This window comes from Micromonospora sp. A202 (assembly GCF_006715105.1).
Taxonomy (GTDB): Bacteria; Actinomycetota; Actinomycetes; order Mycobacteriales; family Micromonosporaceae; genus Micromonospora; species Micromonospora zamorensis.
The window spans coordinates 1,875,360-1,890,487 of record NZ_VFMP01000001.1; the positions used below are offsets into that span (position 1 = coordinate 1,875,360).

Consider the following 15,128-nt stretch of genomic DNA (forward strand, 5'->3'; position numbering starts at 1 on the left):
CTGCCCGCTCTGCCGCCGCGCAAACGGGCCGACGCGGGCGCAAGCTCGGTGGCCCTCATCCGATGCGGGTGAACCGGCGTCACCCCGGCGCCGGTGATCCTGCGGAGAACCGTGGGGAGGGGAACCTGATGCGTACGACGGCGGAGCAGTACCTGCGACAGCTGGATTCCGGCCGGCGCCCCGACCTGCCGGAAACGACAGCGGGCACACTGCGGCTGGACGTACGCGCCGACGGCTGCACGGACCACTGGTATCTGACCATCTCCGACCAGCACGTCAACGTGGCCCGCTCCGCCGACGACGCCGAGCTGGTGGTCCGGGCGCACCGGTCGGTCGTCGACCAGATGGTCAACGGTGAGCTGCATCCGGGCGCGGCTCTGCTGCGCAACGAGCTGAGCGTGCAGGGCAACATCCAACTGTTGATGCTGCTGCGGCGGATCTTCCCGGGGCCGACCGGCGCCCGCCATCCGCGGGAGCTCGGCCGGGCCGCGTTGGCGCGCCGGGCACCGGAGCGGGACGCGGTGGCCACCCGGGAGGCCGGGCGGTGAGGCAGGAACTGCTCCACGTGATCGCCGGCAGCGTGTTCGCCAACAGCGACGCTCAGGGCGACATGGAGGTCGACCCGCAGCAGCCGGTCGGTCTCTTCGCGTTCGACACCCGCTTCCTGTCCCACTGGGTGCTCAGGATCGACGGCGAGCGGATCAACGCGCTCTCCCGCGACGACATGACGTACTTCGAGACCCGGTTCTTCCTGGTGCCCGGCGCGGCGAGTCACTACGTCGACGCCGACGTCTCGATCATCCGGCACCGGTCGATCCACGACTGTTTCCACGAGAAGATCACCGTGCTGAACCACTCGGCGCAGCCCGCCGAGTTCACCGTACGGATGGAGATGGGCAGCGACTTCTCCGACATCGCCGAGCTCGGGCTCCGGCAGCGGACCGTCGAGGCCACCGCCGACTCGGCGAACAGCCAGCTCGTGCTGCGCTATCAGCGGGACCGGTTCGTCCGCCAGACCACAGTGCGAAGCACCCTTCCCGTCGAGGTGGACGAGGGGGGAATGACGTTCCGGATCCGGATCGACGCCGAGGGGCAGTGGGAGACGGACCTGCACGTCGCCATGACCATGGGCGGCGAGGACGGCCAGGACATGCGCGCCCACCTCAAGTCGCACCAGTGGGCCGTGCGGACCGGGATGCGCGAGGACCTGGCGGACTGGATGGACCGGGCGCCGCAGCTGGTGGCCGAGCGCCGCGGGCTGGAGGAGATGTACCGGGGCAGCCTGGCCGACCTGGCGGCGCTGCGGTACAGGCCGCTGTCGTACGACGATCGGGTGCCCGTCGCGGGTCTGCCGTGGACGATGTGGCTGTGCGGACGGCACAGCATCATCACCAGCCTCCAGACGATGGCGTTCACCCCCGAACTGGCCCCCGCGACGCTGCGCATGCTGGCGCTCATGCAGGGCGGTCAGCTCGACGACGACATCGACGAGGAACCGGGCAAAATCCTGGCCCATCTGCGCTACGGCGAGTCCGGAGCGTTCGGCGACCGGGCGAACGCGCTGTACTACGGCTCGGCGGACACCACCCCGCTCTTCGTCGTCCTGCTCGACGAGTACGAGCGCTGGTCCGGTGACGCGGACCTCGTCCGCGAGCTGCGCCACCCGGCCCGGATGGCGTTGGACTGGGTCGACGAGTACGGCGACCTGACCGGGGACGGCTACGTGCGCTACCAGCGTCGCAACGAGCGGTACGGTGCGATCAACCAGGTCTGGAAGGACTCCCCGGAGTCGATCACCGACGCGAACGGCCGGCAACCCGCCTTTCCCCGCGCCACCTGCGAGGTGCAGGGCTACGTCTACGACGCGAAGATGCGCGGCGCCCGGCTGGCCCGGGAGTTCTGGGGCGACCCCGCGTACGCCGACCGTCTGGAGCGGGAAGCCGCGGCGCTGAAGGAGCGCTTCAACCGGGACTTCTGGCTGCCGCACCAGGAGTATTACGCGTTGGCCCTCGACCCGTACGGCGAGCCGGCCGACGCGCTGTCATCCAACATCGGGCATCTGCTGTGGAGCGGGATCGTCCCGGACGACCGCGCCGAGGCTGTCGCCGGGCACCTGGTCGGGTCGCGGTTGTTCGGCGGTTGGGGGGTGCGCACCTTCGCCACCGGGCAGCGGTCGTACAACCCGATGGGCTCCCATCTGGGCGCCGTGTGGCCGGCGGACAACGCCCTGATCGCCGCCGGGCTGCGCCGCTACGGCTTCGACACCCAGGCAGCCACCATCGCGGCCGCCATCTTCGACATGGCGCAGACCCTCGGTGGGGCGGTGCCGGAGATGATCGCCGGCCACGAGCGCCGGCTGACGAAGTATCCCGTCCAGTTGCCGGCGGCCGGGCGCCCGCAGGCGTGGTCGTCGGGTGCGCTGCTGATGCTGCTGAGCACCATGCTCGGGCTGCGACCCACCGGCGACGACCTGCTGGTGAACCCGGCGGTGCCGGCCGGCTTCGGTCGGTTGGACCTGCTCGACATCCCCGGTCGTTGGGGTCACTCCGACGCCTACGCGAGGGACCGGAGCACCGCGCACAGGGCCCGCCCACGGGAGCGCTGAGACCGGCCGCCGTCGACGCTCAGCGGCGCCCCGGTCAGCCCATGGTCCTGGCGCCGTCGATCGACTCCCGCAGGATGTCGGCGTGCCCGGCGTGCTGGGACGTCTCGGCGATCAGGTGCAGCAGCACCCGACGAACCGTCCAACTCGCACCCGGCTCGAACCACGGCGCCTGCGGCAGCGGGTGTGCCGCGTCCAGGTCGAGGGTGGCGACCAGCTCGTCGGTCTGGGCAGCCACCTCCTGGAATCGCTCGACGAGCCCGGCCAGGGTCTCGCCCGGCTCCATCCGGAACTGACCGACCCAGTCGATGGCCTCGCGCTCCATCGCCTCCGCGCCGCCCACGGCGAAGAGCATCCAGCGGTGCTCGATGCCGGCAACGTGCTTGACGAGGCCACCGAGGCTGAGCGCGCTGACCGTGGGACAGGTGGCCGCCTGCTCGTCGGTGAGCCCGTCGACGGTCTGCAGGAGGAAACCGCGGTGCCTGCGCAGACTCTGCAACAGGTCGGCCCGCTCACCGGTGAGCTGCTCCGTGCTGGTCATGCCGCCACCCTTCGTCGCTGTGCCCTCGACACCCGAAATCTGATCCGGTGTCACCGTAGGACGAGGCACCGACACTTCCCGGGCGCGACACCGGGGCGACGCGCGACCCGCCAGCGGTTGCCGATCCGCGCCGGCGGCCGTCCACTGAATGACATGGGTGTAATCAAGGTGGGCACGTCGTCCTGGGCGGACCAGTCTCTGCTGCGCTCCGGGTGGTACCCGCGCTCGGCCAACACACCGGCCCGTCGACTGGGCTTCTACGCCGGCCGGTTCCCGTTGGTCGAGGTGGACACGTCCTACTACGCCGTCCCGGTGCCCGAGACCACGCAGGGCTGGGTCGACGCCACCCCGGACGACTTCACCTTCGACGTCAAGGCGTTCAGCCTCTTCACCGGCCACCCGACGCCGGTCGCCGCGCTGCCCCGGGACCTGCGCCCGGCGGGCGGACCGAGCCGGATCCGCCGCCGGGACCTGCCGCCGGAGGCGTACGACGAGTTGTGGACACGGTTTCGCGCGGCCCTCGACCCGATGGCGGCGGCCGGCAAGCTGGGTGTGGTGCTGTTGCAGTTCCCACCGTGGCTGGCCCGCGGCGTCGCGGCTGAACGCCGGATCGTCGAGCTGGCGCAGCGCTGCCGGCCGTGGCGGGTCGGCGTGGAGTTGCGGCACCGGTCCTGGTTCGACGGTCCGGCCGCGGCGGACACGCTGGACCTGCTGCGCGCGCACGACCTGTCCCTGGTCTGCGTCGACATGCCGCAGGGGCATCCGTCGTCGGTGCCACCGATCCTCACCACGACGGCGGAGCCGGCGATCGTCCGGTTCCACGGCCACAGTGCGGCCTGGCGGGACGGCGACAAGCAGGAGAAGTTCCGGTACGCGTACGCCGAGGACGAGCTTCGGCACTGGGCCGGTCTGCTGGCCGAGCTGGCCACCGAGGCCGACGACCTGCACGTGCTGTTCAACAACTGCTGCGCCGGGCAGTCCCAACGCGACGCCACCCGGCTGGCGCAACTGCTCGCCGAGACGATGATCGCCGATCAGGCTGTCCCGGCCCGGGCGGCGTCGCCCACCGGTTGACGGTCGGGATGGCCGGCGTTCGGGTCAGGAGCGCCGGCCCCGGGCACGGAACGCGTCCTGCGTCGACTCGCCGATGTCCGCGTCGTCGGGGAAGGTCCGGCCGCTGGGCGCCGGGTCGGGTGGGGCACCCGGACCGGCCATCGTCGTACGGGTCGGCTCCACCGAACCGAAGCCGTGCCGTCCCGCCGGGTCGGACGGCCCCGCCGGGGCACCCGCGCGTCGCTCTCCGCGCCGTCCCTCGGGCACCGCGGTCTCCTCGCTGCCCTCGTCCATCGGTGAATCCTCATCCGTGCCCCAGGGCGCGTCGGCGTCGAAGCCGTCGCTGGTGCCCCATGGCTTCACCGCCTCCGGCTCCTGCCGGTCGTTGTCGCCGCTGCGTGCCTCGTACGCCGCCATGGCCACCCCGCTCCTCGGTCCGCCGCTACCGGCGGACGGTGTGCCGTCCCCGCCCACCGTCGTCGCCACCTGGCCTGCGCGGCGCGTCGATGAGCCTGCGTAGGGCCAGCCAGCGCCCCGCCGTCGAGGTGGCGGCGGGACGCCGGCCGGCCCGACGTTCAGCGTCCGGCCATCGCCATCGGCCGCTTGCCGTTGCTCATCCCCGCCATCTTGATCATGGTCTTCGAGGCGCTCTTCATCCCGCCGCCCCGGCCGAGCATCCCCCGGAACACCTGCCCGGGCTTCTGCTGCTCGCCCATGTACGCGGTGACCACCACCAGGGTCCCGGTCAGTGCCGGAATGGCCCACTGGAGCAGCTTCATCTGCCGCTGCGAGGAGGCCACACTGGCCGGAGTCTGGTGGTTCGGTTCCGTGGCGCCGCTCACCGACGGGCCGCCGGCCTTCTCCAACCGCATGCCGAGCAACCGGCTGTAACCGGTCACCGCGAGCGCGCCGATCGTCAAAGCGGTCTTGATGGCGCTCGCCCGGCCGACGCCGGCCTGGGCCGCCACCCGTGGGCTCTCCGTCACCAGCTCGCCCACCGCACCGGCCAGGTGTGCGCCGATCGCCGCCGCGTTGACGGGGGTCCACCTGGACCATCCCGCCGAGGCGACCGGGAGTCGCTGGGTCGAGTCGCTGATTTTCGCCGCTGCGCCGTTGACGCCGAAGGCACCCATGAGGGAGCCGCCAAACCAGGCCGCGAGGCCCAGATCGTGCATCGAGCGCAGTGCCGTATGCCGTTCGGACATGTGATCCCCTTCCGCCGTGTCGGGCGCTGCGGCTTACCCGCCGGTCGGGCGGCTAACCCCGCCCCGTCCGGGCCGATCCAGGCCGTACCGGGCAGTCAGGGGACGTTGCGTGCGCCGCTGGGCCGTATCGCCGCAAGCAGGAGTCGTCCGCGCGTTGGTGGGTAGATCCCGAGCGACGCCGACGAGAGGGGAACGCGATGTCGCAGCCAGACGAGAGCCGGGAGAAGACCCCCAAGACAGACGCTGTGCTCATGCACCCGGACAACGACCCGCACAAGAACACCGCAGAGGTCGCGCCGCGCAAGGATCACGCGGCGATCCAGGTGGAGCGCGACGATGAGTTGGTGCCGCTGGAGCGGGACGAGTGAGTCGGCCGGCCGGGCCGCCGCACGGCGACCGGCCGGTACGACTCAGCGTGGCGGCAGGTCGCCGGCGAACTCGGCGACCCGCCGCGCCAGCGGTGCGCCCGCGCGGACCCAGGTGAAGTGGTCCAGCGGCGCGCCGGCCTGGTCCACTGTGTAGCGCTCCCGGGTCACCGGGGCCGCGGCGAGCTTCCCGCAGAGGTTGTCCACGGTCTCGTGCGGGGTGAACTGGTCGTCGTCCACACTGACGGCCAGCACCGGTGTCCGCACCGCGCGTACCGCCGCCTCGGTGTCCGTGCCGTTGAGCCGGGGGAACCGGCCGGTGCGCGCGGTGTACGCCCAGTCGCGGATCACGCCGCGCGCCTGGCGGCCGCCGAACCCCCAGCCCGGCCACACGCCGAGCAGCGCCGTGGTGGCGGCGATCCCCTGGATGTACGGCAGCACGCCGAGGCCGCGCCGACCCGGATAGTTTCGCCAGTACGGGATGCCGACAGCGATCAGCGCCAGCCCGTCCACCTCGTCGCCGCCGTGCAGGGCGAGGTGCAGCAGGGCGGCCTGCCCACCGAGCGAGTGCCCGACCAGCAACCGGGTGCGCCCGTCCAGTCGTGGCTTGAGCGCGGCCAGCACGGCGCCGACGTCGGCGGCCAGCTCCGGGTAGCCGTACCGGTCGGCCCGGCTCGGCGTGGGGGTGCTCGCCCCGGTGCCACGCAGGTCGGCGACGACCACGGCCAGCCCGGCGGCGCGCAGCTCGGCGGCGAAGGGCCGGTAGTAACGGGCGCGGACGCCCATCGCGGGCCAGATCACGGCCACCGGCGCATCCGTCACACCGGTCGGCTCCGGATAGATCTGCACACCCAGCCGACCACCGTCGACCTCGACGAACTCCTGCGCGTACTCCGGGTCCCCGTTCACCGGCCCAGCCTACGGCCTGACGTTACCGGCGGGTAGCCGCAGGTGGTCGGACACGACGGAGGCCCCGCCGATCGGCGGGGCCTCCGGGATGGCGAGCGGTCAGGAGACGGAGATCGTCCCGTTGCCGGCGCGGACGCAGGCCACCGACCGGGCGCTGGTGGAGGCCGCGCCGCTCAGGCACTGGCCGAGCACCTGGTGCCCGGTCGCGTTCGGGTGCCACGACTCCTGGCAGGTCTGGAAGTAGCTGACGCAGGTGTTGGCGATCCGCTGGATGGCGATCTTGTCCTTGCCGGCGAGGCTGGTGACGAAGGTGCCGGTCGCGCCGTCCTGGAGCCGGATCGGCGTGGCGAGCGAGCCCGTCGGGCTGCTCGTCTGCTCACAGAGCCGGGCGCCGTTGAAGGCCTGCTGCACGTTCAGGTACACCAGGTCGTCGCCGGGGAACTCGGCGGCCAGAGTGTCCCGGGTGGACTTCACGATGGTGCCCAGAGCCTGCGAGAAGCGGTGCCCGGGGGCCAGGCTGGCCCGGTGGATCGGGCAACCGGCCGCATACCGCTCGGCACCCAGGTCGCGGAACTTGTCGCGGGTGTCGTCCCGGCTGTCCTCCTCGTGGAACTGCGGGTTCAGGTCCAGCGGCAACGGGTTCGTGTAGTCCTGGAACACCACCCGGTGCTGTCCGTCCGCGTCCACCTGGTCGAGGGTGGTCAGCAGCTGGCGTACGGCGGCGGTGGTCTCCGCGGTCGCGGCGCTGATCTGCGCTGCGGTGGCCAGGTCGGCGTCGCTGCACGGCTTCTGCTCCACCGGGCCACCCAGGTACGCCCAGAACTCCCACCAGCCGGTCCACGCGTCGGCGATGAACCGGTTGGCGCACTTCTCCGCGACGCTGCCGAACGTGAACGAGCTGTTGTTGGAGCCCAGGCCGATCAGCACCAGGTCGATGTCCTGGGTCTGCGCGACGGCGCGGAGCTGGTCGATCTGCGCGGCCACCGTGCGGCCCTTCTCCCGGGCGGCGGAGGCGGTGGCGATGTCGCGTGGCTGGCCGCCGGAGCAGGCCAGGTTGAACCGGTTCTGGATGCCCGGCAGGTTGGCCTTGTTGAGCGAGGCGTTCGCCGACCGGTGGCAGAAGAACGCGTTGTTGTTGGCCGCTGTCCAACCGGGGAAGCCCTGGGCGACCCCGTTGACGTCGACCACCGGGCCGTACGCCCCGGCGCCCTCGCCGCTGATGAAGCTGTCCCCGAGTGCCACCGCGGCGGTGGGCAGCGCGGCGGACGCGGGTGCGGGCAGCGCGACGGCTGTCGACAGCGCGGCCATGGCGATCGTTAGTCCCGCGGCAAGCGCGGTACGGCGGAACCTGGGCATGGGGCCCCCATCCATCGAAAGATGAAAGATTCTCTGAGAGCGAGATCAGATCACCCCTGTGCGACGGGCGTCAATGGCCCGTAACAGAATCGTTCGATGAAAGACATGCGCGCGTAGACGTACCGTGCGCTTCGCCGAGGCGGACCAGCACTTCCGGATGACAGTGGCCGTCGACCACGCCGGCCTTCGCCGGGCTACCTGCCGCTCAGATCGCCGCCGCGCTTGAGCACGGCCGCGCCGACGGCGTTCAGACCGACACCCCAGAGCAGCAGTACGCACAACCACTGCGCCCACCGCAGCACTGTCATGTCCCCCGAGAGCAGGTTGCGGACACTGCCGAGCGGGGTGAGCCACTGCTGAGCCGGACGCAGGGCGTCCACGGCGCCCAACAGCCCGAACAGGCCCAGCGGCAGGACGATCGTGGCGAGGAACGCGACCACCGTCGACCGCAGCAGCAGACCCAACCCGGTGCCGACCAGGCCGGCGACGACCTGCGCCAGCACGCTGCCCACAGCGACCGTGCCGGCGTGCCGCCACGGCTCGTCGGCGACCTCGGCCGGGGAGAGCGCCAACGTCGCCGCGCAGATCAGCACCCCGACGACACCGATGACCACGGCCGGCAGCCCCACCGCGAGCACGCTGGGCAGGACCGGGGCGGAGCCGGGCGCCCGTCGTAGGTCGCGCACCAGCAGGATGCCGAAGAGCGGCGTCACGACCGACATCAGGCTCTGGACCGTCTCCGAGAGCGCCGCGAACGTCCGGTCGGCGGGAGTTGCCGCCGCCACCAGCGCCACCCCGCACAGCACACCCGCCAGCAGGGTGCCCACGAGCAGCCACCGCCGGGCGCGGGTGCCGAGGGAGCGTCGCAGGGCGTCACGTGTCGTCTCGTCCATCCCGGTCGCCTCCCGACGAACGCCCCCGACCAGCCGCGATCATGAGAGCGTACCGACGCCGGTGCCTCTGCGTGGTCCCGTGATCACCCGCAGGCTGTTCCCTCGCTCACGTCCGGAGGCTCCCGCGCGGCGGGTCGCGCGGGCCCTCCGGGAGTTGTCCTAGCCTCGGGCTAGGCTCGCTGCGGCGCGCCACGCCGGCTGATGTCGCCGGTGACCGGCTGCACACCGCCGAGACCGGGGAGTACGACCAGTTGACCGCAGAGCCTGACACCCTGTACGGGGCCGATGACCTCACCCACCTTGAGGGGCTGGACGCTGTCCGCAAGCGGCCCGGCATGTACATCGGTTCCACCGACAGCCGTGGCGTGGGTCACCTCGTCAACGAGATCCTCGACAACTCCACCGACGAGGGTGTCGCCGGCCACGCCAGCACCGTCGAGGTGATCCTGCACGCCGACGGCTCTGTGCAGGTCGACGACGACGGCCGGGGCATCCCCACCGACGTTCACGCCAAATCCGGCATCTCCGGCGTCGAGCTGGTGCTCACCCGGCTGCACGCCGGCGGCAAGTTCGGCGGCTCCGGCTACAAGACCTCCGGCGGCCTGCACGGCGTCGGCGCCTCAGCGGTAAACGCGCTGTCCCGCCGGTTCGACGTGACCGTCCGCCGGGCCGGAAAGATCCACGCGATGTCCTTCCGGCACGGCGTCCCGGGCATCTTCGACGGCGACGGGCCGGACGCGCCCTTCACCGCCGGCCCCGGGCTCCAGGTCGTCGGCGCGGTCAAGCGCGGCCAGCGCACCGGCACGTCGATCCGCTGGTGGCACGACGCCCGCTACTTCGAGACCGGCGCCGCGCTCGACGTCGAGGCGGTCCGCACCAAGCTGCGCAACACCGCCTTCCTGGTCCCCGGCGTGACCTACCTGCTGCGCAACCTGACCGGCGAGGCACCCGCCGAGGAGCGGTTCCACTACCCCAACGGGCTCAGCGACATGGTGGAGTTCCTCGCCCCGGCCGGCGACCGGCCGGTCTCCGGCACCCTGCTGGTCAACGGCGAGGGGACCTACCGGGAGAACGCCGCCGACGCCAACGGCGTCATGCAGTCCAACGTGCAGCGGCGCGCCGAGGTCGAGGTGGCGTTCCGGTGGGGCACCGGCTACGAGCGCACCGTCGAGTGCTTCACCAACACCATCCGCAACGCCCACGGCGGCACCCACCGCAAGGGCTTCGAGCGGGCCCTCGTCCGCAGCCTCGCCGACGCGATCCGTAACACCCGCGGCCTGCTCAAGGCCAAGGAGGAGCCGCCCACCCTCGACGACGTCCTGGAGGGGATGACCGCGGTGGTGCACGTGCGGATCCCCGAGCCGCAGTTCACCTCGCAGACCAAGGACGAGCTCTCCACCACCGGCATCACCAAGGTCATCCAGACGCAGGTCGACGCGCACGTCAAGGCCTGGCTGGACGACCGGCGCACCAAGGCCGAGGCCCGCACGGTCCTCCAGAAGATCGTCGACGCGGCCCGGGTGCGGCTCACCCAGAAGCAGCAGAAGGACGCCGCCCGGCGCAAGACCGCCCTGGAGGGCGCGTCCATGCCGCCGAAGCTGGTCGACTGCCGGGCCACCGGCATCGACCGCAGTGAGCTGTTCATCGTGGAGGGTGACAGCGCACTCGGGACGAGTCGCATGGCCCGATCCTCGGAATACCAGGCGCTGCTGCCGATCCGCGGCAAGATCCTCAACGTGCAGAAGGCCAACCTCCAGCAGGTTCTGGACAATGCCGAGTGCGCGGCGATCGTCCAGGTCCTCGGCGCGGGCTCGGGGCGCACGTTCGACCTCTCCGCACTGCGCTACGGCCGGGTGCTGATCATGGCCGACGCCGACGTGGACGGCGCGCACATCCGCACGCTGCTGATCACCCTCTTCGCCCGGTACATGCGCCCGTTGATCGAGGCCGGTCGGCTCTACGCGGCGATGCCACCCCTGCACAAGATCACCACCAAGGGGCGCAGCCCGCAGACTGTCTACACCTACACCCAGGCCGAGATGGAGACGACGGTCCGCAAGCTGGAGAAGGCCGGCAAGCAGATCGTCACGCCCATCCCGCGCTTCAAGGGTCTCGGTGAGATGGACGCCGACGAGTTGTGGGACACCACGATGAACCCGGCCACCCGCGCCGTACGCCGGATTACCCTCGACGACGTCGACGCCGCCGAGCGGATCCTCGAACTGCTGATGGGCGAGAAGGTCGAGCCGCGCCGCAACTGGCTGATCGACTCCGCCGACCGCGTCGACCGGGATGCGATCGACGCATGAGCGCCTTTTTCGTTCCGATGGAGAGCTGAGTCATGGCACGCCGTAAGGAAAACAAGGTCGACCTCTCCTCGTTCGACCAGGCCGGCGCGCGGGTCTTCGACAACCCGCTGGTCACCGAGGTGTCCGACTCCTACCTGGAGTACGCGTTCTCGGTCATCCACTCCCGCGCGCTGCCCGACGCGCGCGACGGCCTCAAGCCCGTGCACCGGCGCATCCTCTGGTCGATGTACGAGCAGGGCTACCGCCCGGATCGCGGGCATGTGAAGTCTGCCCGAATTGTGGGTGACTGCTTCGTCGCCGGCACACTCGTCTCGACGCCCGCTGGCCTTCGGACCATCGAGGAGATCGAGGTCGGTGACCTCGTTCTGGATGGTGCTGGCGCACCAGTGCCGGTGACCGCTGTCTATCAGAATCCAGTGTCCGACCTCGTGCGCGTGACCTGGAGCAACGGGCACACGATGCTCGTCACGCCGGGCCAACGCTTCCGCGTGGTCGCCGATGACCTTTCGGTTCAATGGGTGGAGGCTCGGGACCTCCCGGGGCGACTGGCGTTGGCGTACGGCAGCCGCCGAAATGTGGTGTCAACACCGACCGGCGACATCTACGACTATGTGCGCGGGCTGCTGGTAGCCGAGGGCTTCCCAGTGCACCGATCTCGCGCGGCGGACGGTCGGGTCCGGATCCACATGTGTGACATTGAGCCGCTCGATGTCGCCCATGGTTGGGCCATCGCCAGTGGGCTGAACGTTTCCCGAGGAAAGCGTGAGGCCGAGAATCCGCTGCATCGCGACCAGCACATTCTTACCTTCAGCCGACACGAAGGACTGCTAGAGGCCACGCGGCCGCTCAGCCGCGACAAGTGCGTGCCCGCCGACATCATTCGCGACCGGTCGGCCTGGGTGCCATTTCTCGCCGGCTTCTTCGATGGAGACGGCTACATTCGTAAGCGTTTTCGGGAGGTTGTCTTCGTCAGTACCAGCGAGGTGCTGGTGCGGCAGATTTACGCCATGCTTGCCGACCTGGGGCTACATGGGCACCATTGGACCAGCGGTCGTGGCTCACAGGAACACCCTCTTCATGGCCTGTCGGTCAGCGGCCGGGACGCCTCGGATCTCGCCCGTCTTCTGCTGCCGTGGGTGCGGATCGGTTACAAGCACGACGACTTGCAACGGGTCGCCGAGATCGACTACCAGTACGGCGGCAAGCAGGGCAATGACCGGCTGCCGTACGCCCCGGTCATGGCCGCGTTCACGGCCGCGCACCAGGGCGGCGGGTGGTTTCGGGACCGGGATGGCCAAGCGTTCCGCGACTCCCTCTCGGCTAGCGGCGGACCGAAGGTGCGATATGGCAAGGACCGCAATGGCGTCCCGCTCGCTGAACGATCTTTCCAATTAGAGCGTGCGGTACGAGACGGCTGGATCCGCAAACTCCACCGCCTCGGTTCACCGCTCGCTTCTCGGCTGGACGCGTTGGTCGGTGGATCCTTCCTACGGGTCACCTCGGTGGAGCCGGTGTCGCCCGACGTCACCTACGACATTCAGGTCGGCAGCGACGAGCACGCCTTCGTTGCCGAGGGCTACGTCGTCCACAACTGCATGGGAAAGTACCATCCACACGGCGACACGGCGATCTACGACGCGATGGTTCGCCTCGCACAGGACTTCTCGCTCAACGTGCCCCTCATCGACGGGCATGGAAACTTTGGATCTCCAGACGATGGCCCGGCTGCCTCGCGTTACACCGAAGCACGAATGTCCCGTGAGGCCATGCTGCTCGTCGGTGAGCTGGGCGAGGACACCGTCGACGTCGAGCCCAACTACGACGGGTCGCTGACCCAGCCGACAGTGCTGCCGGCCGCATTTCCCAACCTGCTGGTCAACGGCGCGTCCGGGATCGCGGTCGGGATGGCCACCAACATGATCCCGCACAACCTGGGCGAGGTCGTCCAGGCGGCCCGCTGGCTGATCAACCACCCGGACGCCACTCTGGACAAACTCATGGAGTTCGTCCCCGGCCCCGACCTGCCCACCGGTGGGGTGCTGCTCGGCTTGGACGAGGTGCGCCGGGCGTACGAGACCGGGCGCGGCGTGGTGCGGATGCGCGGCAAGGTGGAAATCGGCCCGATCGAGGGCAGCCGGGGTCGCCAGGCGATCACCGTGGTCGAGCTTCCCTACGGCGTCGGTGCGGAGAAGGTCATCGCGGCCATCACCAACGAGGTCACCAAGACCAAGCGGCTGACCGGCATCGCCGACGTCAAGGACCTCACCGACCGGGAGAGCGGCACCCGCCTCGTCGTGGAGTGCAAGGTGGGCGTCAACCCGCAGGCGCTGCTCGCCGACCTCTACCGGTTGACCCCGCTGGAGCAGTCGTTCGGCGTCAACAACCTGGTCCTGGACGGCGGTCAGCCGCGCACGCTGGGGTTGAAGGCGCTGCTGGAGGTCTTCCTGGCCCACCGCTACGAGGTGGTCACCCGGCGCACCTCGTACCGTCGGCGCAAGCGGCAGGAGCGGCTGCACCTGGTCGACGGTCTGCTGATCGCCCTGCTGGACATCGACGAGGTGGTCCGGCTGATCCGGGGCAGTGACGACGCGCAGGCCGCGAAGGACGGGCTGATGAGCCGGTTCGGCCTGTCCGACATCCAGGCCACCTACATTCTGGACACTCCGCTGCGCCGGTTGACGAAGTTCGACCGGATCGAGCTGGAGGCCGAGCAGGAGCGGCTGCGCGCCGAGATCGCCGAGCTGAGCAAGATCCTCGACGACGAGCGGGTGCTCAAGAAGCTGGTCTCCGACGAGCTGGCCGCCGTGGTCAAGCAGTTCGGCACCGAACGGCGTACGACGCTTGTCGACGGTGACCTCAAGGAGGTGCTGGCCGCGTCCGTGCCGGCCGGGCCGCTGGAGGTCGCCGACGACCCGTGCCAGGTGATCCTCTCCGCGACCGGGCTGGTTGCCCGGACCGCGGCCGAGTCGGAGGAGAGCTCCGAGGGGCGCCGACGCAACGGCCGGGTCAAGCACGACACCGTACGCGCCATTGCGCACTCCACCGCCCGTGGTCGGGTGCTGCTGTTGACCAGTGCTGGCCGGGCCTTCAAGGTCGACGTCCTGCCGCTGCCGGTGTTGCCGGAGCAGGCCGGCACGGTGTCGCTGCGAGGCGGGATGTCCGCGGCCGAGGTGGTGCCGTTGGAGGCGGGGGAGAGCGTCGTCGGCCTGGCCCCCCTGGGTGGACAGGCGGAGGGCTCGCCGGGGCTGGCGCTGGGCACCCGACAGGGCGTGGTGAAGATCTGCGCTCCGGAGTGGCCGGTGCGCTCCGACGAGTTCGAGGTGATCGGTCTGCGCGACGGTGACGAGGTGGTCGGGGCGACCTGGCTGACCGACGGCACCGAATCGCTCACGTTCGTCACGTCGGAGGCGTCGCTGTTGCGCTTCCCCGCCGGGCTGGTCCGTCCGCAGGGCCTCAAGGGCGGCGGGATGGCCGGCATCAACCTGCCGGCCGGGGCGCGGGTGACGTTCTTCGGCGCGGTCCGCACCGACGACCCGGGGCACGGCGAGCCGATGGTGGTCACCTCCACCGGGGCGACGGTCAAGGTGACGCCGTTCAAGTCGTACCCCGCGAAGGGCCGGGCGACCGGCGGCGTGCGCGCGCACCGCTTCCTCAAGGGTGAGACGGACGTGGCGGTTGCCTGGGTGGGGCCGCGCCCGGTCGGTGCGACCGGCACCGGCGATCCGGTGGAGCTGCCGGCGGCGGACCCCCGCCGCGACGGCAGTGGCTTCGCGGTGATGCTCGGCCCAACGGTGGTAGGCCACCTCATCGAACGGGACTGACCCACCAACCCCGCCGCCCCCCGGGGCGTGCGGGGTGTCCCGACCTCAAGATCCGCGCAACTTCGGGGGAGTTG

General features: G+C 70.7%; 12 protein-coding genes and 2 pseudogenes. 8 read left to right on the forward strand and 6 right to left on the reverse strand.

Annotated features, from left to right (window positions below; genetic code table 11):
• Positions 1–128: 128 nt before the first annotated feature.
• Positions 129–548: an SCP2 sterol-binding domain-containing protein gene (locus tag FBZ33_RS08655; protein WP_141908641.1), complete on the forward strand. Its 420-nt coding sequence runs from the start codon at positions 129–131 to the stop codon at positions 546–548.
• Positions 545–2,605 (forward strand): glycogen debranching N-terminal domain-containing protein, encoded by a 2,061-nt coding sequence (locus FBZ33_RS08660; protein ID WP_141908642.1) that lies wholly within the window; start codon positions 545–547, stop codon positions 2,603–2,605. The genes FBZ33_RS08655 and FBZ33_RS08660 overlap by 4 nt, the downstream gene beginning before the upstream one ends.
• Before the next feature lie 34 nt (positions 2,606–2,639).
• Here the strand turns inward: FBZ33_RS08660 and FBZ33_RS08665 are convergent, their stop codons facing one another.
• The gene (locus tag FBZ33_RS08665; protein ID WP_141908643.1) at positions 2,640–3,143 is read right to left on the reverse strand and encodes a DinB family protein; all 504 of its coding nucleotides are present in this window, start codon (positions 3,141–3,143) and stop codon (positions 2,640–2,642) included.
• A gap of 153 nt (positions 3,144–3,296) precedes the next feature.
• On the opposite strand from FBZ33_RS08665, the gene FBZ33_RS08670 reads away from it, so the two are divergent.
• On the forward strand, positions 3,297–4,217 hold the full coding sequence (locus FBZ33_RS08670; protein ID WP_141908644.1) for a DUF72 domain-containing protein: 921 nt from the start codon (positions 3,297–3,299) through the stop codon (positions 4,215–4,217).
• 24 nt (positions 4,218–4,241) lie between these two features.
• Here FBZ33_RS08670 and FBZ33_RS08675 read toward each other — a convergent pair whose 3' ends face one another.
• The gene (locus FBZ33_RS08675; protein WP_141908645.1) at positions 4,242–4,613 is read right to left on the reverse strand and encodes a hypothetical protein; all 372 of its coding nucleotides are present in this window, start codon (positions 4,611–4,613) and stop codon (positions 4,242–4,244) included.
• Positions 4,614–4,771: 158 nt separating this feature from the next.
• Positions 4,772–5,401: a hypothetical protein gene (locus FBZ33_RS08680; protein WP_141908646.1), complete on the reverse strand. Its 630-nt coding sequence runs from the start codon at positions 5,399–5,401 to the stop codon at positions 4,772–4,774.
• A 197-nt stretch (positions 5,402–5,598) separates the two neighbouring features.
• On the opposite strand from FBZ33_RS08680, the gene FBZ33_RS32670 reads away from it, so the two are divergent.
• A complete protein-coding gene (locus tag FBZ33_RS32670; protein ID WP_157743920.1) occupies positions 5,599–5,769 on the forward strand; it encodes a hypothetical protein in 171 nt (56 codons plus the stop codon).
• A gap of 42 nt (positions 5,770–5,811) precedes the next feature.
• Here the strand turns inward: FBZ33_RS32670 and FBZ33_RS08685 are convergent, their stop codons facing one another.
• The 3 genes from FBZ33_RS08685 to FBZ33_RS08695 all read right to left on the reverse strand — a co-directional run bounded on the left by FBZ33_RS08685 (position 5,812) and on the right by FBZ33_RS08695 (position 8,924).
• A complete protein-coding gene (locus FBZ33_RS08685; RefSeq protein ID WP_141908647.1) occupies positions 5,812–6,675 on the reverse strand; it encodes an alpha/beta fold hydrolase in 864 nt (287 codons plus the stop codon).
• Between the two features lie 99 nt (positions 6,676–6,774).
• Positions 6,775–8,031, reverse strand: a complete 1,257-nt coding sequence (locus tag FBZ33_RS08690; protein ID WP_141908648.1) for a hypothetical protein — start codon at positions 8,029–8,031, stop codon at positions 6,775–6,777.
• A gap of 194 nt (positions 8,032–8,225) precedes the next feature.
• Positions 8,226–8,924 carry a hypothetical protein gene (locus tag FBZ33_RS08695; RefSeq protein ID WP_141908649.1) on the reverse strand — a complete coding sequence of 233 codons (699 nt, stop codon included), beginning with the start codon at positions 8,922–8,924 and terminating at the stop codon, positions 8,226–8,228.
• Between the two features lie 251 nt (positions 8,925–9,175).
• Between FBZ33_RS08695 and FBZ33_RS08700 the strand changes: the two genes are divergently transcribed.
• The 4 genes and pseudogenes from FBZ33_RS08700 to FBZ33_RS08705 all read left to right on the forward strand — a co-directional run bounded on the left by FBZ33_RS08700 (position 9,176) and on the right by FBZ33_RS08705 (position 15,054).
• Positions 9,176–11,233 (forward strand): type IIA DNA topoisomerase subunit B, encoded by a 2,058-nt coding sequence (locus tag FBZ33_RS08700; protein WP_141908650.1) that lies wholly within the window; start codon positions 9,176–9,178, stop codon positions 11,231–11,233.
• Between the two features lie 32 nt (positions 11,234–11,265).
• Positions 11,266–11,520: pseudogene (locus FBZ33_RS33695) on the forward strand (DNA gyrase subunit A); the annotation flags it as partial.
• Positions 11,521–11,691: 171 nt separating this feature from the next.
• Positions 11,692–12,324: pseudogene (locus tag FBZ33_RS33700) on the forward strand (LAGLIDADG family homing endonuclease); the annotation flags it as partial.
• Between the two features lie 147 nt (positions 12,325–12,471).
• Positions 12,472–15,054 (forward strand): DNA topoisomerase (ATP-hydrolyzing), encoded by a 2,583-nt coding sequence (locus FBZ33_RS08705; protein WP_370453078.1) that lies wholly within the window; start codon positions 12,472–12,474, stop codon positions 15,052–15,054.
• The last annotated feature ends 74 nt before the right edge of the window (positions 15,055–15,128 follow it).